Genomic DNA, 22,203 nt, shown 5'->3' on the forward strand with positions numbered 1-22,203 from the left:
CCCCAAAACAGCTTTAAATTTTAATTTTACTTAATATTAAAATCATTGATGCTAACGTTCCCATATTTACAATTTTGTAAAACATTTACCTTATTCTTAAAACCTCTCTAATAATACTGTCTAATTATCCTTGCCTTATTACATTAACAGTAGCTTTAGGTACATCACCTCATTTTGTTTACCTCTGGGTTTTAGTTATAATTGCTATAGCTAAATCAGGTTTTGGCTGTAAAAACGCAGGTACAAAACTCCTGCCGGTAACGAGGTGGCAAATTATTATTCTACAGCATTGATATTAGTTAACTAGTTTCAGCGGCCATCATCCTGATTTATTTTAATTCAGGTGTGTACGTACACAGCATACTTATTTATAAAACGAGTAGATGAACAGGTACTTCAATCCAAAATATACGGTTTAAACTAATTAATATTTTAATTAAAAAATTGATTTTAAATATTTTAACACTTTTAATATAAACTAAATATTACCACTAACCAAACAAGTTATGTACAAAACAATAAAGCCCCGATTAGGCAAATTTGGCTTAGCAACCGCGCTGATTTGTCTGCACTTATCGGGAGCAGCCACCGCCCAAAACCAAAAAATTCCGGTACTGGCATCAGTTTCGGCTATGCAAGCTACCGGCCCGGCAAGTACACCATTTTCGCCCACCAATAATTTTGTGGTAGCCGATATTAAAGGCAAAGTAACCGATGAAAAAGGCGAGCCTTTACCTGGGGTAACAGTTGTATTAAAAGGTACTTCTAATGGCACGGCAACGGGAGCCGACGGTTCATATAGTCTTAGCTTGCCCAGCGCCAGCGGCACCCTTATTTTCTCGTACATTGGTTACATAACCCGCGAAGTTGCCATTACCAACGGCCAAACCACGGTAAACGTAACCTTACAGGTAGATGCCAAAACCCTGGAAGAAGTGGTAGTAGTAGGTTATGGCACCCAGAAGAAAGCCAATTTAACCGGTGCCGTAGCTACTATTGATCTGGCCAAGCAAACCGAAAGCCGGCCTATTACCTCGGTTTCTTCGGGCTTAGCCGGTTTGGCTTCCGGTTTATCGGTAAACCAGGGCAGCGGCCGCCCCGGCGGCGATAATGCTACCCTCCGGATCCGGGGCCAGGGTACCCTGAATAACTCCGACCCGCTGGTAATTATTGACGGCGCCGTTGGTAACATGAACCACTTGAACCCGCAGGATATTGAAAGTGTTTCGGTCCTGAAAGATGCCGCTTCGGCGTCTATTTACGGTTCACGGGCAGCTAATGGGGTTATTCTGATTACCACCAAAAAAGGAAAATCAGGCGAGTTTACGGTAAATTATAATACTTTTTTCTCTACGGCCAAACCAGCTAACGTGGTAAAAACCATTTCGAACTACGCCGATTACATGGAACTGGTTAACGAAGGGTTCTTTAACTCCGACAATAACGCTAAGCCAATATTTTCCCAGGCCATGATTGATGAGTGGCGGGCCAATGAAGGTGGCGATCCGTTGAAATACCCGAACACGCAATGGACCGACGAAGTTTTTAAATCTAACCTGCTGCAGAACCACAATTTCTCTTTTTCAGGCGGTAGCCAGACCACCCGGTTTTTCGGATCTTTTGGTTACCTCGATAACCCCGGGGTAATTGAAAAGGCTGGTTACCAAAGATATAGCATGCGCCTGAATCTGGAAGCCAATGTTAAACCCTGGCTTACTTTAGGCACCCAACTAAATGGTATTGTAGCTAAGAGGGACATCGGCACAAATATTCTGAATGATGTATTTACCTACGCGGCCGCCAGTACGCCCGGTATGGTGTTAAGAGCCCCGGACGGACGGTTTGGTAGCCCCAACAACACCGAAGACGATCCGCAGTCGAATAACGTAATACACCGCCTATATAGTCAAAAAGGAAATATCCAGCAAAATAAATTAACGAGTCGGTTTTATGGCAAGTTGCAACCGCTAGAAGGATTATCCATCGAAGGTTCTTTTAACTATGTGTTTGACGATACGTTGCGCTACCAACAACCGGTATTTAATGACCGTTGGAATTTCTTAAATAACGCTGTGGCTACTGCCGGAACCGGCCGGACTTCGGTACAGAATCAGAATAGTAAAAATTACCAGTATTACATGGACGCTATTGTCCGGTACGACAAAACATTTATGGAAAAATTAGCCATGAATGTGATGGTAGGCGCCAGCCAGGAATATTATAAATATAGCTTTTTTAATGCTAGTAAACTTGATTTAGTTGATCCTTCTCTAAGTGTTATTAATGCGGCTACCGCCGATGCAGCAGCTGGTGGTAATACCAACGACTGGGCCATGCGCTCTTACTTTGGGCGTTTAAACCTTACCTGGGACGATAAATATTTGTTCGAGGCTAACCTGCGGCGCGACGGAACCTCGCGGTTTGCGTCCGGTTCGAGTCGTTGGGGCGTGTTCCCTTCTTTCTCGGCGGGCTGGCGTATTTCCGAAGAATCTTTTTATAACCTTGCCTGGATGCCCAGCTTAAAAGTACGGGCTTCTTACGGATCTTTGGGTAACAATGCCGTAGGAAATTACGACTACCAGGCAGTTTACAATGCCGCCAACTATATCCTGAATAACAATTTATATGTTGGTTTTGCCCAAACGGCGCTTTCAAATGCGGCGCTTACCTGGGAAAGCACCTATATTTCTAATTTGGGTATAGACTTTGGCTTATTTAATAACCAGCTAGACGGTTCGTTAGAAGTTTTTGATAAAACCACCAAAAACATTCTGATTGATTTACCGGCGCCGCTGGTGGTAGGTAATGCGTCTATTCCCAAACAAAACGCAGCGCAGGTACAAAACCGCGGTATTGAGCTTAACCTGAACTACCGCAATAAAATAAAAGATTTTAATTACCAGATTGGCGGTAACTTTAGTTTTGTGGATAATGAGGTTACCAAATTTAAAGGTAAAGAACGCACCATTAGCGGCTCTAACTTAATTCAGGAAGGTTACGCCATTAATACACAATATGTATTGGCTGTGGACCGGATTATTCAGACGGATAGTGACCTGGCTATGGTACAAAGCATGATCGATAATGCGCCTGTAGACCCGGCCACCGGTGTAAAACGCAATCCATTTGCCGCTTACGGCAGGCCCCAAATGGGCGATTTGTTGTACAAGGATATGAACGGCGATGGCATTATTAACGACGATGACCGCTATACAACGGGGCATGGCACGGCTCCCCGGGTATTCTATGGTTTCAATCTGGGTTTCGACTGGAAAAACTTTGACTTCTCGGCTTTATTCCAGGGCTCGTCGGGTCTGGAAACCATCTGGACCGATATCTACCACACTACCGGCGTACGCTGGGGCTACCAGATTAACCAGGATGTGGCCAATGGCCGCTGGTATACCGGGCGTACAGATGCTTCTTACCCCCGTTTGCTTAATTATACCGATACCCGCAATACCCGTAACAGCGATTTCTGGTTACAAGATCGTTCGTACATGCGCCTGAAAAATATTCAATTGGGCTATACCATACCTAAAACCATTACCGAAAGAGTTAAAATAGCCTCTTTCCGGGTATATGGCAGTCTTGAAAATTACCTGACCTTTACCAACTACCGAGGATTTGACCCCGAGGTAAGCGGTGTTAATTATCCGAGTATGAAACAGGCTTTGGTAGGTATAAATCTTACTTTTTAAGTTTTAATAATCATGAAGAAAATACTTTATTTACTATTATTACTATCGGTTACCAGTTGTTATGATCTCGACACCCAACCTTACGACAAGGTAAGTGCCGGTTCGTTCTGGAAAACTGAGGAACACGCCCTACAGGGTATGATGGGCACCTACGCCGAATTAAAAGACCAGTATACTTTTGGGTTGTACTTTATGTTCGACAACCTGAGCGAAATTGCCGTAGGCTACGATCCGCAGGGTATGGGCGACATTATTAACGGTAACTTTACCGACCGCACCGCTATTTCTGTAAATCGCTGGCGGAGTGGTTTTGATGGAGTACAACGCGCCAACTCGGTCATTCAGAACATTTCCCAAATGACCATCTCCGAAGATTCCAAAAAGGCTTTTATAGCGGAAGCGCGTTTTTTGCGAGGTTTATATTATTTCCAACTCATGAATCTTTTTGGCGGGGTACCGCTTTACAACGAAACCGTTAACCTGAACCGCGATTTTAATCAGCTACTGCTGCCCAGAAGCACCGAAGCAGAAGTACGCGCATTTATTCTGGCTGATCTAACGGCTGCCATAGAAGGTTTACCGATTTCTTACCCCGCTGGCCAGCTTGGCCGGGCCACCAAAGGTGCTGCTTATGCCTTACGAGGTAAAGTTTATTTATTCAACAAAGAGTGGGATAAAGCTACCCTGGACTTCGAAGAAATTGTTTACAACAAATCGAATAATTACGGGTACGAGCTCTATTCTAATTACGCCAATTTATTTAAACCTGCTGGCCACAACAGCAAGGAAATGATCTTCGCGATTCAGAACAGAGGGGGCGTTGGTTTCCCGTACGGTATGCCGTTGGCATTTTATTTAGGTACCCGCTCTACGTTTGGCAGCGACTGGAATAATGGTTTGCCCACCACTACCCTAGCCGATATGTACGAGAATAAAGATGGCTCTCCCTTTAACTGGGACGTTCACTTCCCTGGCTATACTACCAATAACAACGTAAAAAGAGCCGCCATGATGGCTACCCAGACCAACGGCCGCCTGGTAACCATTCCCGACACGGCTAAACTGGGTCAAATTTACCGGAACCGCGATCCGCGTATGACCCAAACCCTGGTAGTACCTTACTCTTATCAATTAGGCTGGAATGCCAACGCACCGCGTCAGATGCAATTGGTGCTGGCTACCGGCGTAAACGAAAACTTTGGTCAGATCCGGAACAACCGGGGCTGGTTAACTTACGTTTGGCGCAAGTTTGTACCCGAAGGCAACATGGGTGGCGATATTACCGACCGGGCCCATACGCCTATAAATTTTCCGCTTATCCGTTTAGGCGATGTACTTTTAATGTTGGCCGAAGCTTATAACGAATCGGGTCAGTTAAGTAAAGCCATTGTGGAAGTAAACAAAGTGCGGGCGCGCTCTGCCATGCCTGGCTTAAACAGCGGTCCGGCAGCTCTGGCTGTAGGCAGTAAAGAAGATATGTTTAAACGTATTGTGCACGAGCGGGCTGTAGAACTTGCCTGCGAAGGTCACCGGTATTTCGACCTGAAAAGATGGGGCTTGCTTAAGCAATATACCCAAGGTGTTATTGAGAAAAGCATTGTGGGTGATAACCTATTAACCCGAACTTTCCAGGATCGGCACGTAATCTGGCCCATTCCGGCCCAGGAAATAGAAACCAATTCTAAATTAGAACAAAATACGGGCTGGTAATTAGCATGAAAAGAGGGAGCTTAATGGCTCCCTCTTTTTTATTACCCTTTTCTGAAATCGGCTAAATACTTTACTTACATTCATTTAAAAGCTTTAAGCATGCCTAAATTTTTAACTGTTTTATTTCTACTCTGTCTGTTCGCACGTTCTGGTTTTAGTTACGAAAAAAGAAATCTGTTACAGAAAAAAGCCACCCCAGAACAGGTTTTAGCAGCCTTGGTAAAAGATAAAAAATGGATTCAATATCCGGCTTATACCAACCGGGCGGCCTGGGATAAACTATCGGGTAAATTTAAAAATGCGCAAATACAAGAAGGTGAAAAATACTTGGACTACGAATGGAAAGTTGTAAAAGCAACGGATTACATCGAGTTTGAAAAAAGCGGTTCCCGTACCATTATGGAAGGTCCGTTTGGTGCCAACAGCAATGCCCTGAGTGCCCTGGTGCTGGCAGAATTATGCGAAGGCAAAGGTCGTTTTATAAACCAGATTGTAAACGGTGTTTGGGTATTTTCTGAAATGACTTCGTGGGCTCTTTCAGCGCATTTAGGTGCGTATCAAACCTCTAAACGTTCTTTACCCGACTACCAGGAACACGTAATCGATCTTACAGTCGGCGACATTGGCTCTTTGCTGGCCTGGGTACATTATTTCTTTCAGGAACCATTTGATAAAATAAATCCGGTAATTGCGAAACGCTTAAAACAAACCTTACAAGAGCGGGTCCTGACTACCTATATGCAGCGGAGCGATTTCTGGTGGCAGGCCTTTGCTTTAAAGCCCAACGAAATTGTAAATAACTGGAACCCGTGGTGTAATTTTAACGTGCTTACCGTTTTTTTACTCATCGAAGATAATCCGGAAAAATTAGCAGCCGGCGTTCACCGGATCATGGTCTCGACCGATGCATTTATTAATTACACCAAAACCGATGGCGCCTGCGAAGAAGGCCCCTCCTACTGGGGTCATGCGGCCGGCAAACTGTACGATTATCTGCAACTGCTCAGCTACGCCACCAATGGCAAAATCTCTGTTTTCGACGAACCTATTATTAAAAATATGGGGGAGTATATTGCCAATTCTTATGTGGGTGATGGTTGGGTAGTAAACTTTGCCGATGCTTCGGCCAAAGGCGGGGGCAATGCCGGGTTGATTTACCGTTACGGTAAAGCAGTTAACAGCCAAACCATGACCCACTTTGCCGCCTACCTGCACGGCAAGAAAAACACAACTGCCATTGCTGTCGGTCGCGATTTGTTCCGGGCATTAGAAGAAATGGCTTATAACGATGGCTTAAATGCTACGTCGGCGGCTTTGCCAAATTATGCCGCAGTTTGGTATCCCGAAACCGAATTCTGTTACATGAAAAACAAAACCGGCTTTTTCTTTGCCGCCAAAGGAGGTTTCAATGCTGAGAGTCATAATCATAACGATGTGGGCACCTTTTCGCTGTATTTAAATAAAGTGCCGGTATTTATTGATGCCGGGGTTGGCACCTATACCCGCCAAACCTTTAGTAACGAACGCTACTCCATCTGGACCATGCAAAGTAATTACCACAACCTACCAGTCATAAATGGTACACCGCAATCTTTTGGCCATCAATACCGTTCGCGGGCGGTTTCTTTTAACGAAGCAAAACAGCAGTTTTCTTTAGACATTGCCGGCAGTTACCCGGAGCAGACGGGTGTAAAAAACTGGCAACGCACCTACAACCTGGCCCCGGAAGGCGGCTTAACCATTACCGATAATTTTGAATTAAAAAATGCAAAAATCCCCAACCACATAAACTTCCTGGTTTGGCAAAAGCCGGATATTTCGCAGGCCGGCACGGTTAAGCTAGTCGTGGGCAACGAAATGGTAATCTTAACCTACGATGCCAAAACCTTTAAAGCCCAAACCGAAAAGATTCCTTTACCTGATAAAAGGTTGGCCAACGTTTGGGGAGAAGAAATTCATCGCCTAACCTTAAAAGCAAATAAAACCTTACAAAAAGGGCAATATATTTATAAAATTTCGGCAGGTAAATAACAATAAGTGTAGCTGGCTGTCTTCCGCTCCGGGGTAAAGATTAGGAGAGTAGTTGCGTAGGTAATATCAAAAGCTACCAGATTACATCTCCCCGAATCCCTATTTTAATGGCTAAGCCATTTACTTTAAAGTTATTTAAACCCAAACCTACACATAATACCAACTTGTAAATACTAGTTTACATAGCTGCTTGCGAGAATAAGTTTTCCCCATTTTTATCGGTTCTTTTGCAAGATTCTTCTGATTTAGTAACCAAGAAGATTCTTGCAGAATGACCATTTTGAAATGATGAATGCTGTTGCTATTTTTAGAACATCTTTTTACGATTGGAAATAACACCCAGATAAAATAAAGGTCCTGATCTTTCCCAATCAGGACCTTTATTTTTATAAAGTAAATACTTCTGAAGTAGTTCTAAACTAAAACCGGCATTTGTATTCTGCTTCAATAACGGTATTACTAGCCAGTGCTCCGGTTCCAGCGTGATTAGAATTTAGTTTAATGTAATTGCCAAAGCGGTCGTAAGTTATTCTTTGGTTATAATTTTGGTTTAAGCTACCATCCGGGTTATACATTTTATAAGCCAGCGCCTGGTTCTGGCTGTAATTACAACCTATGGGGTTCATAAAAATATTGCGCAGTGTTAGGATTTGGTTTAAAGAATCCGGCGTTTTATTGTTATAAGACGTGTACTCTTCTCTTAAATATTCTTTTTGCAGATAAGGGGTAAAGAACACGCGGGCAACATTACCTTTTTCATCATATTCCAGGCGGGTTAAACTGCCGTAACTGGAAATAACCCGGTCTACCTGGTTTTGTGCATTGTAATACAACAGCATGTGCTGAATAAGTACTTCGCTGCTGTTCTCAGTATTATAGCCTTTAATTTCAATCACGTTGCCATTGGCATCGTACCCGTAAACCAAATAGCCATCATAAGATTTACCGGTATTGTTATCCGGAATTTTATCGTATATTTTTACCAGCCGGCCTTCGGTATCGTATTCAAATTGGGTTTGGCCCAGGTATTCGGTAGGTGAATAATGTTTAACTGAGGCTACATGGTTAGAATCGAGGTAGGAATACTCATTTAATAAATAACGCTTGCCGTTACTATAAGAATACTCTTTTATTAATTGGCAGTTTTTACCGGTAACAGGCTCAATATACCGGAAATTACCTTCCTGGCAAGCGGTTACGCAACTCAAAACAATAAGTAAGAAAGCTAAATGAGTAAACCTTTTCTGCATACTTCCAACGTTTAATTAAAATAAATTTATATTACGATATTCTCCCGTTTAGGTTCCCGCTAAGATCGAATAAATTCAATTTTTTATAAAAATTTTCAATTTATCAGCTAGAAACAAAAGAACCACCAAATTCCCTATAATCGAAATATTTAACAATATTAAGAATAAATATAGTAAAGCGCTAATATTTTTGTAATATAAAAATAGACCTATTATGGCACGCTTTAAGACTTGGGCTAACTTACGGAATAATTAAATAAGCCCCTATACCTATTTTTAGGTATTTACCGTTATATTTATTTAGTATTTTTTTATCTCCAGCCACTTAAAAAATAAGGTATGAATATCTATAACTATAACTGGTGGGAAGTACTCGCATTTATTATAATATTAGAAATTGCGGCTTTGTTAATGGCCATTTTCTTGTCAAATATCTGGACTGGTAATTCTTTAAAAAGAGGTTGGCGCAAGAAAAAACGGTCCTCGCCCGGTTACAAACCCGGCATGATTTAATTCTTCATAGCTCTGCCCTTATAATTTAAGTGCTGCCGGAGGTAATTATTTCCTTTTCAGAAAATAATTACCGGAAAAACCGCAGGTATAAACTGCGGTGCCGGGAGGCATTGTTCTATTTACTTTCCGGTGCTTCTAACCGGAAAACCTGGTTCTGGTTATCGGTTAAGCGCAAGCCCCATTTTTCCAGCAAGGGTAATTCTAAAGCTTTTTCCCGGTACTCGTCGGGTGTAAGAATAGGCAAACCGTAAATAATGGGGTAGTAGCGGTTGCAGGCTTGGCACGTTAATAATCCTTCGGTAATCTCGTTTTCTTCGGTTTGCGCAAAAACCTGAATTTGTAAATCCGATTTATCTTGCGGACAGCAAAGTTTTGCTAATAAGGCAGCTCTCATTTATTTAATTGTTTAAGTACTTGTTCGTAGGCAATGGTATTCTGATAAGGATCTTCGGCGTTTAAAATACCAGCTATAACAGCAACCCCTTTAAAAGCTAAATTCTTTAAAGACCCTAGGTTAGCCGGCGTAATTCCGCCTGACAAGAAAATAGGCATATCCGTTATTTTGCGGGCTTCTGCTACTGTTTCGGGTTTTACCAGTTCGCAGGTGTTTACCGAAGAGGACGGGAACATCGCGCAGAAAGATAGATAATCGAGCAGGTTTTGGTGTGCCCAGTGTATCAGGTCCAAATTATTGCTGCACGTAATACCCGCCAGAAACGGACGGTTTATGCTGCGCTTGATTATATCATAATCTGCCGGAATATTATCAAAATGCACGCCGTGCAACCCGGTGGTTAACAGTAATTCCCATTCGTCGTTTATCAGCACGGGCACCTGGTACTTAATGGCAATATTTAGCAGTTGATCGATAAAATATTGTTTTGCTTCTAAATCATAATATTCGGGCCAATTCTTCCAGATTTGCAGCACCTGTACGCCAGCGGCTAAGGCCTGCTCTATTTTGGGCAGCAAGTTCTGGATTGACTGGCTGGGATCTACTACTAAGTATACGCCGCCGGTAATGGAATTCATTTTTGTCATTTTAACCCGGCTTTATAGGCGTTAAAAAAAGCTTCCCAATAAGGATCTTTGCCATTAAAGTTCAGCTCTTGCATCTGTTCGTTTTGCAGGATTTTACAACCTTCCGCCGCTGTTGTAAACTCCCCTACGGCCGTAGCCTGAATGTTTTTTGTGGCCAAGTGCTGAATTAAAACGGGCAATTTTTCTTTTTGTACGGCCATAATCATAGCCCCTGCCCCAACGCTGTAGCGGTAATCAATGTTAAATAAAGAAGTAATCTGGTAAGGTGCCTCATCAATCGGCAGCTTTTCGTCTTCTACCCAAAAGCCACAACCCGAAGCGGCCGCCATTTCGGTGATAGCGCCTAGTAAACCGCCTTCGGTTACATCGTGCATGGCGGTTAAATCCAGGTGCGGTTTTAAAACTTCAGTCGCGGCTAAAGCATCGGGTAAAGAAGAGGTGCGGTAAAAATTTTCGCAGGCAATTTGGTAAACCTCCTGGCCCAGCTTGTTTTTTACCGTTTCGGGAAAACTTAGGCCCAGAATAGACGAGGCCGTTAAAGCCGCTTCTTTGGTAACCACAATAATATCGCCTGGCCGGGCACCGCTACTGGCCAGCATTTGGTCTAGAGGAGCGGTTAAAAACATGGTGCCCCCACCCGCTATAGTAGAATTTTGCCCTTCTATCTGGCCGGTATGACCGCCCGTAATGGCTACACCTATATCGGAACAAAACCGATGGATATGCCCCCAATATTCCTGAAAAGCAGCGGCGCTTAGACTAGTAGGCAGGTTTAACACAAACTGGGCAAACTGAGGAGCAAAACCCGTAGTAGCCATATCGTTGGCCAGTAAATGCACCGATAACCAGGCCGATTCCTGCAAACCCAGCGCCGGAATTAAAGAAAGCGGATCGCTGGCCACCGCCAAACCCATATTATTGCCCAAGTTAATCAGGGCAGTATCTACACCAAAGCGCGGCCCCAATACCACCTCAGGCCGGGCAGCACCACACTGGGGCAGCAATATTTCTTTAAAAGCCTCCGCACCTATTTTGCCCGCATTATCTATAAAAGCGCTCATTGCACATCGGTTAATTTAACGTGCAATCCAAAAAAATCGCCGTAAGGCACGCGCCATTGCTGCACCGGAAACCATTCGGGCAAGCCAGTAGCCATCCAGTTTATCGTGTATTCCCGGCCCGCCAGCGCCTCCCGGATAGTAGCCATTAATTTTTGTGGGGTGTAAAAAGTAGCGGTTACGTAGAAGGGGTTTTTACCAAATGCTTGCTGTACCCGCCGGCGTACAACTTTGGGAGAGTTACGGTTCATCATCCCGAAAACAATGCCGTATTTACCCACGCGCACCGCCTCCCGAATTACTTTAACCGGGTCGCGGTAATATTCAAAAGTGGTAATAAAAGCCAAAGCATCGAAGGTGTGGTCTTTAAAGGGCATGTAGTGAGAATCGGCCAAGACCAAATCGCCATCGAACAGGTGTACCCCCTGGCCCAACATAAACGGCGAAATATCGCCGCCGCTGGCTTCAATGCCTATTTCGTGCCACCAGCGGGTAAAACGGGTAGTGCCGCAACCAAACTCCAATAGGGTTTTTACCCGTTGGTCTTGCTTAATTAAGTCGCCTATTATTTTTTTCTGCCAGATTTCGGCGCGTTTGTAGCGGCCTTCGTACCACATTTCGTAGGTATCGGTATGGTCGCGGTTAAAAAACCACTCCGGCCGGCCCTGCCATTTTCTTAAATCCTGGGTTGCCAGGTCAAACTTTTGTTTTGTTAAATTGCTCATCACCGGTATTTTAAATAGTTTAAAAATGCCTGGCTTTAAAGCAGATAGAAAATGTTAAAAAACGCGAACGCGTGTTTTTAAGAAGGTTTACATTTCCTACGCTGGCATTATCCAGATCAGGTATATGGGTATAATCTCAGCCTAATTCTTTATTAAGCACCCCATGTAATTAGAACGAAGGTAATAAAATTATTTAGTTTAAACGATTTAAAGCCGTTTATTTAAAAATTTATCTGTTTGGCATACGCGTGTACAGCAGATCGCTCTTAAAATAAAGAGGTTCTCTGCACATCAATACAAATATTGATAATACTATTCAGGAGCCGGTTTTGCCCATTCAGGGTATCATTTCTGGCTTTAACAAAGATAAATTTTAGGGGTACTGCTTCCGGTTGCATTTTTAGGCCGCAAAGTCTTAGTAAAAGTTAACTATTTACCCACAGGTAAACCTCCATAAACACAGTTACATGAAACCCCTTTTATTATTCTTTCTAAGTGTACTTAGCTTATTATCTTCTTTATTTATTTCCGAGACCGATAAATTTAATTACACCCTAAACGAGGAAAAATCGCTAATCAAATGGTCGGGCGCCAGCCCCAATACTACGCACCAGGGTTCATTTGCCGTAACGTGCGCCGGCCTGCTAGTAGAAAATGGCCAGATTAAAAGCGGCACCTTTGTTATTCCCATTGCGTCGATTAAAAATTTTGATTTGCCCAAAACAGTTAAACCGGTTCTGCTGAAACACCTGAAGAGCAAAGATTTTTTTAACCTGGCCGTTTACCCCGAAGCCAGTTTTACGCTCAGCCAGGTAATGCCTCTACCCACTAGTGCTGCAGAGGCAAATACCGCAAACAACGCGCAGGTTACCGGCAACTTTACTATGCTGGGCCAAACGCACGCCATTACTTTTCCGGCCCGGATAGATTTACAGGAAGATTCGTTGGCGGTAGAAGCTACTTTTAAGTTAGATCGTACCCAATGGGGCATGACTTACGCGGCCGATCCCGCTTTAAAAAACCGCCATATTTATCCAGAGGTAGATATTCATCTAAAAATAGCGGCACGCCGTATCAGGATTTAAATATTTTCGAAATATTATAAAAGAATTTATACCACTTCTGCAGAGCAGCAGCTACCGGTTGGCGTAGTTGCTGCTTTATTGTTTATACGGAGTAATCGTTTTCTCGGAAAAAATTCACTACTTACCGCTTTTAAAATCAAGTAAGAGTATGTTTAAATTTTATTAAACAATTAAAAAAAGCGGAAGAAAATTGCCTCTTTCTCCCAGTAATCTCCGTCATTCCCAAAGACTCGTAGGGGTTACCTAAGCAGAAGATTCTTTCTAAAGGATGGATTTCGACTGTTTCTACTAAATGTAAACATACTCTAAATAATAATTATTAAAATCAGCTATAAACTTTACTTTAATTATGTAAGTAGCCGGTAATTTTTCCGGTAAAACTTTTGTTAATGCTTACCAGACCAATATTGTATTTGGTTAATTCTTTATACCATTAAATTAATAAAACTGATATATGCCCAGCCTGAGTGCCCAAGAATATAAAAATGAATTTGTAAATAATTTTCCGGGCGATGATTCCGGCGATCTGCGTCCGCGCCAAACCCCCGGGATGTTGTACAGCAAAGCCATGCCCACGCCGGTAGCTAAACCCCAATTACTAGCCTGGTCCGATGATTTAGCGAAAGATTTAGGCATTGAAAAACCCACTCAAACCGATATTGATCTATTGGGTGGTAACCACCTCGCGCCTACCATGGTACCGTATGCGGCCTGTTACGCTGGTCACCAGTTTGGCAATTGGGCCGGCCAACTAGGCGACGGCCGGGCCATAACTTTGGGCGAGTGGCCCGCACCTGACGGCCGTACCTGGGAATTACAACTAAAAGGCGCCGGACGAACCCCGTATTCGCGCAGGGCCGATGGCCGCGCAGTGTTACGCTCATCGGTGCGGGAATATTTAATGAGCGAGGCCATGCATTACCTGGGCGTACCAACTACCCGGGCCTTGAGTTTGGCTTCTACCGGCGACCAGGTAATGCGAGACATGTTTTACAACGGCAACCCCGCCTTTGAACCGGGGGCCATTGTAATGCGCGTAGCCCCTACTTTTTTGCGTTTCGGGAATTTTGAAATGCCTGCCGCCCGGAAAGAATTAGATAACTTAAAAAATTTAACCAACTGGACCATTAGCCGGTATTTTCCTGGTATTGCTGGCGACGGCGAAGAAAAAATATTGGCCTGGTTTAAAGAAGTAGTAGAACGGACAGCCCGCTTAATAGTAGAATGGCTCCGGGTAGGCTTTGTGCACGGAGTAATGAATACCGACAACATGTCGATTCTGGGATTAACCATTGATTACGGCCCTTTTTCTTTCCTCGACGATTACGACCCTAATTTTACCCCCAATACTACCGATTTACCGGGCCGCCGGTACGCTTTTGGTCAGCAAGCCTCCATTGCTTATTGGAACCTGGGCTGTTTAGCTAGCGCGATAGCGCCTTTACTTACCGGAACCGAAAAGCTGGTAGCCGAACTGGAAGCTTTTGAAGGCTATTTTTATCAGAATTATTACCAAATGATGGGAAATAAATTAGGCCTGGACATAGTAAACGCCGAAGATTTAAAGTTGTTGGCCAATTTAGAAGAAGTTCTTACGGCTATTAAGCCCGATATGACCATTTTTTACCAGTTGTTGCCCAGTTTTGCTGCCACCCATGATTCAGCCAAATTAAAAGTTGATCATTTTGAAGCTAGTTTTTACCAGGCACCTAACACCGGCCAAACAGAAAAATTAAACCAGTGGCTCCTGGCCTACGCTGCCCGCCGGCAGCAAAACAAAATATCACCGGCCGAAGCAGAACAGCGCATGCGCCAAAGTAACCCGCGGTTTATTCTCCGGAATTATTTATTGCACCAGGCCATTGAAGAGTTAGAACGCGGCGAAAACACTTTATTTACGCAACTGCAAGCCGCCCTAAAAGAGCCTTACAGTAATAAATTTGACCATTTTTTAGTAAAAAGGCCCGCTTGGGCCAGCCAGAAAGCAGGTTGTTCTATGCTTTCATGTAGTTCTTAATTAATAATAAATCCGGGTGCCTAACACACCCGGATTTATTATTTATAATACTTGCAAGTTACTATCTAATGTATAAGCTTTACCAATTTGGGTTTTTAAAGTAACTACTTTATCTCCGTAACGAATTTGGCAAAGATTGCCCAATTTAGAAAGCACCGTTACTTTTTTAAGCTGGCCTTTTTCCCAATCTATATTCAGTTCAAAGCCCCCGCGGGCACAAATACCGTGAATGTAGCCCTGGGGCCAGGCAGTTGGCAAGGCTGGCAATAATTCTATTTCGCCGGCGTGGCTTTGCAGCAACATTTCGGTTATACCTGCCGTAGCCCCAAAATTGCCATCAATCTGAAAAGGCGGATGATTATCAAATAAATTAGGTAAAGTAGATTTCCGGAGCAAGGCCAGTAAATTTTCGTAAGCGGCGCCGCCATCCTGCAACCGGGCAAAAAAGTTAATAATCCAGGCGCGGCTCCAACCCGTGTGGCCGCCGCCGTGGCTCAAACGGTAGTCGATGGTTTTACGGGCTGCGGCCATTAGTTCCGGATTTTGCTGTTTTGTAATTTGCCGGCCCGGATGCAAGCCGTACAAATGCGAAATATGCCGGTGCCCCGGTTCTGGTTCGGCAAATTCTTCGGTCCATTCCATTATGCGGCCATCGCTCGCAATTTTAGTAGGACTTAAACGGTTTAGTAAATTTTGCAAGTGCCGCCGGAAAGCCGCATCTTTTTTTAGTACCTGGGCGGCAGCAATGGTATTGGTAAATAAGTCCCGGATAATCATGTGGTCCATGGTAGGCCCCATAACCACGGTAGCTACTGCCCCACCCGTTGTTTTAAAAGTATTTTCCGGCGATATAGAAGGCCCCGATACCAACTGTTTGGTCTGCGGATTTTCGACTAACCAATTGGCGCAAAATTCGGCGGTTTCTTTTAGTACCGGGTATGCTAGTTGCTGCAGGTATTTTTTATCTTCGGTAAATAAATAATGCTCCCACAAATGTTGGGCACTCCAGGCCAAGCCCATTGGCCACATGGCCCATTGCGTTTGGCCGTAAGGCTCGGTAAAATGCCAGGCGTCGGTGGTAAAGTGCGCTACCGCGCCCGTCAGGCCATACATGTCGCGCGCGGTTTTGCGGCCATCAACGCTTAATTTGTTCAGAAAAGTTAAAAACGGCTGGTGCAGTTCCGATAAATTCGTTACCTCGGCTAACCAATAATTCATCTGAATATTGATGTTGATATGATAATCGGCACTCCAGGGTGGGTACAAGCCATCGGCCCAAATGCCTTGTAAATTAGCCGGCAAGCCACCCGGCCGCGAACTGCTGATTAATAAATACCGGCCAAACTGGTAATATAATTGAAGTAAATGCGGGTCCGGGTTGCCGGCTTGCAACGCCAACAAACGGGCATCAGTAGGGTAATAGGCCGCTTCAGTTACTCCAACATTAAAATCTACCCGCTTAAAATAACTTTGGTAATCCTGGATATGGGCCGTTTTTAGTTTAGCGTAAGGTTGTGTTTCGGCGGCACTTAGGTGCTTATTTGCTTTAATTAAGGGCACATCGCCCCAATAATCTGTTGCGGCACTTAATAATATGGTTACGCTGTTGGCTTCCTTAATTTGCAGAGCGTTACCAGCTGCAGTTACCTGACCGCCATCGGTCAAAACTTTTACCCGCGTACTTATTTTTACACCGACGCCATTGTTTACATGTTCGCTTAAAGTTAAACCATTTTCGCTGGCAATAATCTGGGCTTTATCGCCGGGGCGGCTCATTTTTAAATTAAAGTTTAAGGCGGCGGCTTTACTGGCGGTAAGCCGCAGCACCAGTACCTGGTTGGGCGCACTCGAGAATATTTCGCGGGTAAAAGTAATTGGCCCGGCTTTATAGGTGACGGTGGCTAGCGCGTTTTCCAAATCCAGTTCGCGGCGGTAATCGCTAATATTATCAACTCTTCCAAAATCCAATTCTAAATCGCCGAGGGTCTGGTAATTACTACCTACCGTTTTATTTCCCATCATGGTCTCCTGGGCTAGTTTTTGGGCTTCGGCGTACTTACCCGCAAATAGTAATTGCCTTACCTGGGGCAAAGCAGCTTTGGCCGCCGGGTTTACAAAATCGGCGGGTGCCCCACTCCAAACCGTTTCCTCGTTTAACTGAATTCTTTCGGATTGAATGCCGCCAAAAATCATTGCGCCCAACCGGCCGTTTCCTACCGGTAAAGCTTCGTTCCAGCTTAATGCCGGGTGGGTAAACCAAATCTTTAAATCGGCGGGTGGTGGCGTGATGGGTGTTTGCGCTTCTGCTTTTTTACCCGAGCCGATTAGCCCCAGGCAGATAAATAAACCAGTAATAATTTTCTTAAGAAACATAAACGTGCTAGCTGTTTAAGGCTTAAGCGGCAACTTAATTAAATAAATGCAAATACTTATCGCAAGAATTTAAAAAGATGCGTTTAGTCCCGCGGCATAAAACATTTTGCGGATTTACAGGTTCTTTCTGGACAATATTAGGTTCTAACTGGCCTTAACTGGTTTTAGTCAGAATAAAACACTTTAAAAATTTCTGGAAGATCTTTAGAATTTCAAACCTAATATTTAATAAAAAGTAAAAACTCTAAAGGTACTTAATTATACCCGCAGCAGCATGGCGATTAAAGCAGAAACCCGTACCGGCAACACCTATATAGCCCCTCTTAGCATTATTGGCGGGTACGGGGTAATTTTTACGGCTTTTTGGGTTTATACGGGTTTTACCACCACTAACTTTACCAACTGGCTCCTCGAAAATACCTTAACCATACCCTTTTTAATTTTGCTGTATTACCTGAACCGCTGGCATAAATTTTCGACGTTGGCGGTAAGTTTTATATTTATTTTTTTGATGCTTCACGTATACGGCAGCCAATATACTTACGCCGAAAACCCTTTTGGCGAGTGGCTGCAGGTAAAGTTAAACCTGGAACGTAACCACTTCGACCGGATTGTGCACTTTGGTTTTGGCTTTTTACTGGCTTACCCCATGCACGAAATATTCCGGTTTAAACTTAAACTGCGCAATTGGCTTACCTATTTATTACCTTTTGATCTAACATTTTCTTTAGCGGCTTTATACGAAGTGGTAGAGTGGCTTGTGGCCGATATTTTCTTTAAAAACCAGGGCGATGATTTTTTGGGTATGCAGGGCGATATGTGGGATGCCCAGAAGGATATTGCCCTGGCAGTATTGGGTACCAGTATTATTCTGCTGCAAGTGTACCTGGTCCGGCAAAGAGTATCCAATAAAAAACAAAAAGTGCAGTTATAGCTATATTAGTAAACCAAACCAATCTGCCGGACATAAAAAAACCGGGCCAAATGGCCCGGTTTTGTATTTTATAAATAATATTATGCTTAGCGGATATCGCCACGCTCAGCAGCTTTTTTCAATTTTTCGTTCGCAAAAATTGCAATTTCTACCCGGCGGTTGGCTTGTTTACCGGCGGTAGTATTGTTATCGGCTACCGGCACAGAAGAACCAAAGCCTTGGGTTGTAATTCTGTTAGACTCCACGCCTTGCGCTAATAACTGACTGGCTACAGAACGAGCCCGGTTTTCAGAAAGCGGTTGGTTAATGGCATCCGTACCGGTGTTATCGGTGTGTCCTTCTACAATTACGTTGGTATCGCCGTATTTTTTCAGGGTAGCAGCCAGGGTATTAATATCGGTTATAGAGGTGGGCTGTAAATCAGCCGAGTTGGTATTAAACAAAATACCAGAAGCAAAAGTAATTTTAATACCTTCGCCAACCCGCTCAATCTTAGCATTTTTCATATCTGCTCGCAACTCTTCGGCTTGCTTATCCATCCGTCGACCAATAACCGCACCAGTAGTACCACCTACAGCTGCACCAATAAGGGCACCCGCCGCCGTGTTACCGGTAATTCTACCTACCACACCACCTACAACAGCACCAGCGCCTGCACCTATTAAACCACCGGTACGGGTACGGTTTTTATACTTTTCCTCTTCCTGTTTTTTGCGGGTTGAGTCGTTAGAGGTGCTATACTGATTAGTAGACTTACAACCCGAAAATACGATTAGTAAAGAGAAGAAAAAGGAAAAAAATAATTTCGAGATTTTCATAGTAAATTAATTTAGTGTTTAAATTTTAGAATTAAGATTCCGAACAATAATACTTTATACGGGTAAAAATGTTTTTTAATACTAATTAGTTAACGGTTAAAGTCCCTTTTCAAAATCCGGGCCAGATTCTATATTTTTAATTTAGTTATCTGGGTAACTGAATAAAAAAGGTATAATAATCCTGGGCTGCTACGCAATAGCGGCCTATCATCAATCGGCTAAACAATTATATTTTAAGCTTTTACCGTTTTTTTGCGGGTAGTTTCGGTAATTTCCGCCGGCGATTCTTCGGTTGGGCGAAGCATGGTTATCAGATCTGATAATTTTTGTTTTAGCTCTTTGCGCTCCACAATAAAATCCAGGAATCCGTGCTCCAGAACAAATTCTGAACTCTGGAAGCCTTTGGGTAATTCCTTGCCAATGGTTTCTTTAATAACCCGCGGACCGGCAAAACCAATGAGGGCACCCGGTTCAGCAATATTAAAATCGCCTAACATGGCAAACGATGCCGTAACACCGCCGGTAGTGGGGTCGGTTAATAACGAAATGTAAGGAATGCCTTCTTCGGCGAGTAAAGCCAGTTTAGCCGAGGTTTTGGCCATTTGCATTAAAGAATATCCGGCCTCCATCATACGGGCACCGCCTGATTTGGAAATCATGAGGAAAGGATATTTGTGCTGCCGGGCAAAATCAATAGCGCGGGCAATTTTTTCGCCAACTACAGAACCCATAGAACCACCAATAAAATTAAAGTCCATACAGGCAATTACCAGATTAGCCCCATTAATTTTCCCGTGCGCTGTCCGGACAGCATCGGTGAGGTTAGTCTTTTTTTGCGTATCTACAATCCGTTTGGGATAAGGCTTAGAATCTACAAAATTGAGCGGGTCCGCTGAACTAAGATTGGCGTTAATTTCTTCGAATTTATTGTCGTCGAATAATACTTCAAAATATTCGGCAGAATTAATGCGTTCGTGAAAGTTACATTTGGGGCAAGTGTATAAATTTTTACGGTGCTCCGTGGTATTGGTAACCGCTTTACAGTTGGGGCACTTATACCACAGGCCGTCGGGGGTTTCCTTCTTCTGCTCAGTGGGGGTTACAATACCTTTTTCTACTCTTCTAAACCAAGACATACTACCTATTTTTTATAAGCGAAATGGCAATTTCTATTTAAACCTTTTTACTCCGAGGGCTTCCCTATTATTTAAGGCTCCAGCACAACCACCCGGTTACTTTTTGCAGGGCGCAAATATACAGAGTTTTTCCGGAGACCAACTACACCTGCTTAGCTAATTTATTTACACCTTATGATTCCGGTGAATATTTATAGAAAAGCTAAATAAATTATCCTGTTATACATAACGCCCCCGGCTCCGTTTCCGATATGCCAAACGCCAGTTTTTAAAACTAAAAACAAGCAAGCTTGGGTATACTCCTTTTTTACTACGCTGTTGTGGGCATTACTCCTTTTAAGCTTTTTAAAACGATTTGAGCACCAGATTTTTTTGTGTCTTTTCAGGAACAAGCGGTTCATCAGCTACTGCTGGTGTTGGTTCTGCTTATGCTAATTAATTTTAAATGGGTATTGTAGCTACTTATCCGGGCCCAACAAATTAACTTAAAAACAGATTTTAGTAGTAAAAACCTGTTGCCGGTAACTATGCAACTTACATCCCAAAAGATTACGCTCGTTGTAAATTGAGTTTATTATATTTATTTTAGATTATTTAATAACTTGCTTACCGCATCATGCTTTTCCTGTATTTAAAAGTTTTATTCTGTTTGGCGGGTCGGGTCAATTAGTATATTTGTACTTAGCAACCTAATTATTAAAATACCTATGCCTTTCCTAATTTTACGTAAACTCCTGCTTTTTTCTCTATTTACTTTTTTACTGGCCTCCTGCGTTGCCAAGAAAAAATACGACGACCTGGCCACCCGCAAATCTAAACTGGACTTAGACCTGGCAGCTTGTGAAAAAGCCATGGCCCGTGTACAGACTGAACGGAAAAATTTAGAAGAACAAATGGCCCAGCAACTAGATGCCCACCGGGCTTTAGTAAAAGACTCCACTGAAACCGGTAGGGCCTTGCGCAAAACCCAGGGCTTATACCGCGAGTTAACCAACACCTACGATAAATTAATTAAAAACCACGAAAAACTGCTCAGCAACAGTGCTTCTGAATCGAGCCGCTTATCCGGCGACCTGGCTCTAAGCAAAAGCCAGATAGATAAACTTAGTGCCGATTTAAAACAACGCGAAGAACGCCTGAACGAATTGGAACGGGTACTGGCCGAAAAAGACAAAGCTGTAAACGCCTTAAAAGCCAAAGTAACCAATGCTTTATTAGGGTTTAAAGCCGGCGATTTATCGGTAAATGTAAAAAATGGCAAAGTCTACGTCTCGTTGTCGGAGCAATTATTATTTAAATCGGGCAGTACCAAAGTAGATCCCAAAGGGCAGGATGCTTTACAAAAATTGGCCGTGGCCTTGCGGGATCAGCAGGATGTAAACGTATTGGTAGAAGGCCATACCGACGATGTGCCCATTTCCAGAGGTACAGTGGGCATGAAAGACAACTGGGATTTGAGTGTGCTGCGTGCCACCGAAATAACCCGTATTCTAACTGAGTCCGGGCTTAGCCCTGAGCGGGTAACCCCGTCTGGTCGTTCCAAATATGTGCCGGTCGCCCAAAATTCATCTGCCGACCAACGCCAACTAAACCGCCGCACCGAAATTATTTTAACGCCTAAACTCGACGAACTTTTCCAGATTCTGGAGAAGAATTAATCTTGTTGTTCGGATGAAATCTAATAAAGCTTGAATGGCACCTTATTCCCTGGCCCCTTCTCCTAAGGACATTGGTAATTTATAGGCTATTTTTCTTAATAAAAATCATTTTATTCTGTCATCTTGGAAAGAACTATTGGTTAGATTGACTTA

At 43.4% G+C, this 22,203-nt stretch carries 16 protein-coding genes and 1 riboswitch; of the genes, 8 read left to right on the plus strand and 8 right to left on the minus strand.

Going from position 1 to position 22,203, the window contains the following annotated elements; genetic code table 11:
• Window positions 1-506: 506 nt before the first annotated feature.
• The 3 genes from ACO1R6_RS14570 (at window position 507) to ACO1R6_RS14580 (ending at window position 7,442) form a co-directional block, all read left to right on the plus strand.
• On the plus strand, window positions 507-3,701 hold the full coding sequence (locus ACO1R6_RS14570) for a SusC/RagA family TonB-linked outer membrane protein (protein ID WP_486265629.1): 3,195 nt from the start codon (window positions 507-509) through the stop codon (window positions 3,699-3,701).
• 12 nt (window positions 3,702-3,713) lie between these two features.
• On the plus strand, window positions 3,714-5,411 hold the full coding sequence (locus ACO1R6_RS14575; protein ID WP_486265631.1) for a RagB/SusD family nutrient uptake outer membrane protein: 1,698 nt from the start codon (window positions 3,714-3,716) through the stop codon (window positions 5,409-5,411).
• Between the two features lie 99 nt (window positions 5,412-5,510).
• On the plus strand, window positions 5,511-7,442 hold the full coding sequence (locus ACO1R6_RS14580) for a heparinase II/III domain-containing protein (protein WP_486265632.1): 1,932 nt from the start codon (window positions 5,511-5,513) through the stop codon (window positions 7,440-7,442).
• A gap of 419 nt (window positions 7,443-7,861) precedes the next feature.
• Here ACO1R6_RS14580 and ACO1R6_RS14585 read toward each other — a convergent pair whose 3' ends face one another.
• Window positions 7,862-8,692: a hypothetical protein gene (locus ACO1R6_RS14585; protein ID WP_486265633.1), complete on the minus strand. Its 831-nt coding sequence runs from the start codon at window positions 8,690-8,692 to the stop codon at window positions 7,862-7,864.
• Window positions 8,693-9,031: 339 nt separating this feature from the next.
• Between ACO1R6_RS14585 and ACO1R6_RS14590 the strand changes: the two genes are divergently transcribed.
• Window positions 9,032-9,205, plus strand: coding sequence for a hypothetical protein (locus ACO1R6_RS14590; protein WP_486265634.1), 174 nt, complete (start codon window positions 9,032-9,034; stop codon window positions 9,203-9,205).
• Window positions 9,206-9,320: 115 nt separating this feature from the next.
• Here ACO1R6_RS14590 and ACO1R6_RS14595 read toward each other — a convergent pair whose 3' ends face one another.
• The 4 genes from ACO1R6_RS14595 to ACO1R6_RS14610 are packed head-to-tail and all read right to left on the minus strand — an operon-like array spanning window position 9,321 to window position 12,029.
• On the minus strand, window positions 9,321-9,599 hold the full coding sequence (locus ACO1R6_RS14595) for a Trm112 family protein (protein WP_486265635.1): 279 nt from the start codon (window positions 9,597-9,599) through the stop codon (window positions 9,321-9,323).
• Window positions 9,596-10,237, minus strand: coding sequence for a thiamine phosphate synthase (locus ACO1R6_RS14600; protein ID WP_486265636.1), 642 nt, complete (start codon window positions 10,235-10,237; stop codon window positions 9,596-9,598). Before ACO1R6_RS14600 ends, ACO1R6_RS14595 begins: the two co-directional genes overlap by 4 nt.
• A 5-nt stretch (window positions 10,238-10,242) precedes the next feature.
• Complete coding sequence (locus ACO1R6_RS14605; RefSeq protein ID WP_486265637.1) at window positions 10,243-11,307, minus strand: AIR synthase-related protein; 1,065 nt, start codon at window positions 11,305-11,307, stop codon at window positions 10,243-10,245.
• Window positions 11,304-12,029 carry a class I SAM-dependent methyltransferase gene (locus tag ACO1R6_RS14610; RefSeq protein WP_486265639.1) on the minus strand — a complete coding sequence of 242 codons (726 nt, stop codon included), beginning with the start codon at window positions 12,027-12,029 and terminating at the stop codon, window positions 11,304-11,306. The genes ACO1R6_RS14605 and ACO1R6_RS14610 overlap by 4 nt, the downstream gene beginning before the upstream one ends.
• Window positions 12,030-12,104: 75 nt before the next feature.
• A riboswitch (TPP riboswitch) is annotated at window positions 12,105-12,203 on the minus strand.
• Between the two features lie 293 nt (window positions 12,204-12,496).
• Between ACO1R6_RS14610 and ACO1R6_RS14615 the strand changes: the two genes are divergently transcribed.
• Both ACO1R6_RS14615 and ACO1R6_RS14620 read left to right on the plus strand, forming a co-directional pair.
• Window positions 12,497-13,114, plus strand: coding sequence for a YceI family protein (locus ACO1R6_RS14615; RefSeq protein WP_486265641.1), 618 nt, complete (start codon window positions 12,497-12,499; stop codon window positions 13,112-13,114).
• 454 nt (window positions 13,115-13,568) lie between these two features.
• Window positions 13,569-15,131 carry a protein adenylyltransferase SelO gene (locus ACO1R6_RS14620; RefSeq protein ID WP_486265642.1) on the plus strand — a complete coding sequence of 521 codons (1,563 nt, stop codon included), beginning with the start codon at window positions 13,569-13,571 and terminating at the stop codon, window positions 15,129-15,131.
• Between the two features lie 42 nt (window positions 15,132-15,173).
• On the opposite strand, the gene ACO1R6_RS14625 is transcribed toward ACO1R6_RS14620, so the two are convergent.
• A complete protein-coding gene (locus tag ACO1R6_RS14625; RefSeq protein WP_486265643.1) occupies window positions 15,174-17,504 on the minus strand; it encodes a glycoside hydrolase family 95 protein in 2,331 nt (776 codons plus the stop codon).
• A 274-nt stretch (window positions 17,505-17,778) separates the two neighbouring features.
• On the opposite strand from ACO1R6_RS14625, the gene ACO1R6_RS14630 reads away from it, so the two are divergent.
• Window positions 17,779-18,438: a DUF2238 domain-containing protein gene (locus tag ACO1R6_RS14630; RefSeq protein ID WP_486265644.1), complete on the plus strand. Its 660-nt coding sequence runs from the start codon at window positions 17,779-17,781 to the stop codon at window positions 18,436-18,438.
• 86 nt (window positions 18,439-18,524) lie between these two features.
• On the opposite strand, the gene ACO1R6_RS14635 is transcribed toward ACO1R6_RS14630, so the two are convergent.
• Together ACO1R6_RS14635 and accD are read right to left on the minus strand one after the other, a co-directional pair.
• The gene (locus ACO1R6_RS14635) at window positions 18,525-19,256 is read right to left on the minus strand and encodes a YiaD family glycine zipper/OmpA-like lipoprotein (RefSeq protein ID WP_486265645.1); all 732 of its coding nucleotides are present in this window, start codon (window positions 19,254-19,256) and stop codon (window positions 18,525-18,527) included.
• A 233-nt stretch (window positions 19,257-19,489) separates the two neighbouring features.
• Entirely contained in the window at window positions 19,490-20,392 is a 903-nt protein-coding gene (gene accD / locus ACO1R6_RS14640; protein WP_486265646.1) for an acetyl-CoA carboxylase, carboxyltransferase subunit beta, read from the minus strand.
• 707 nt (window positions 20,393-21,099) lie between these two features.
• On the opposite strand from accD, the gene ACO1R6_RS14645 reads away from it, so the two are divergent.
• Window positions 21,100-22,050, plus strand: coding sequence for an OmpA/MotB family protein (locus tag ACO1R6_RS14645; protein WP_486265647.1), 951 nt, complete (start codon window positions 21,100-21,102; stop codon window positions 22,048-22,050).
• Window positions 22,051-22,203 lie beyond the last annotated feature (153 nt).

Source organism: Adhaeribacter sp. (assembly GCF_057359045.1).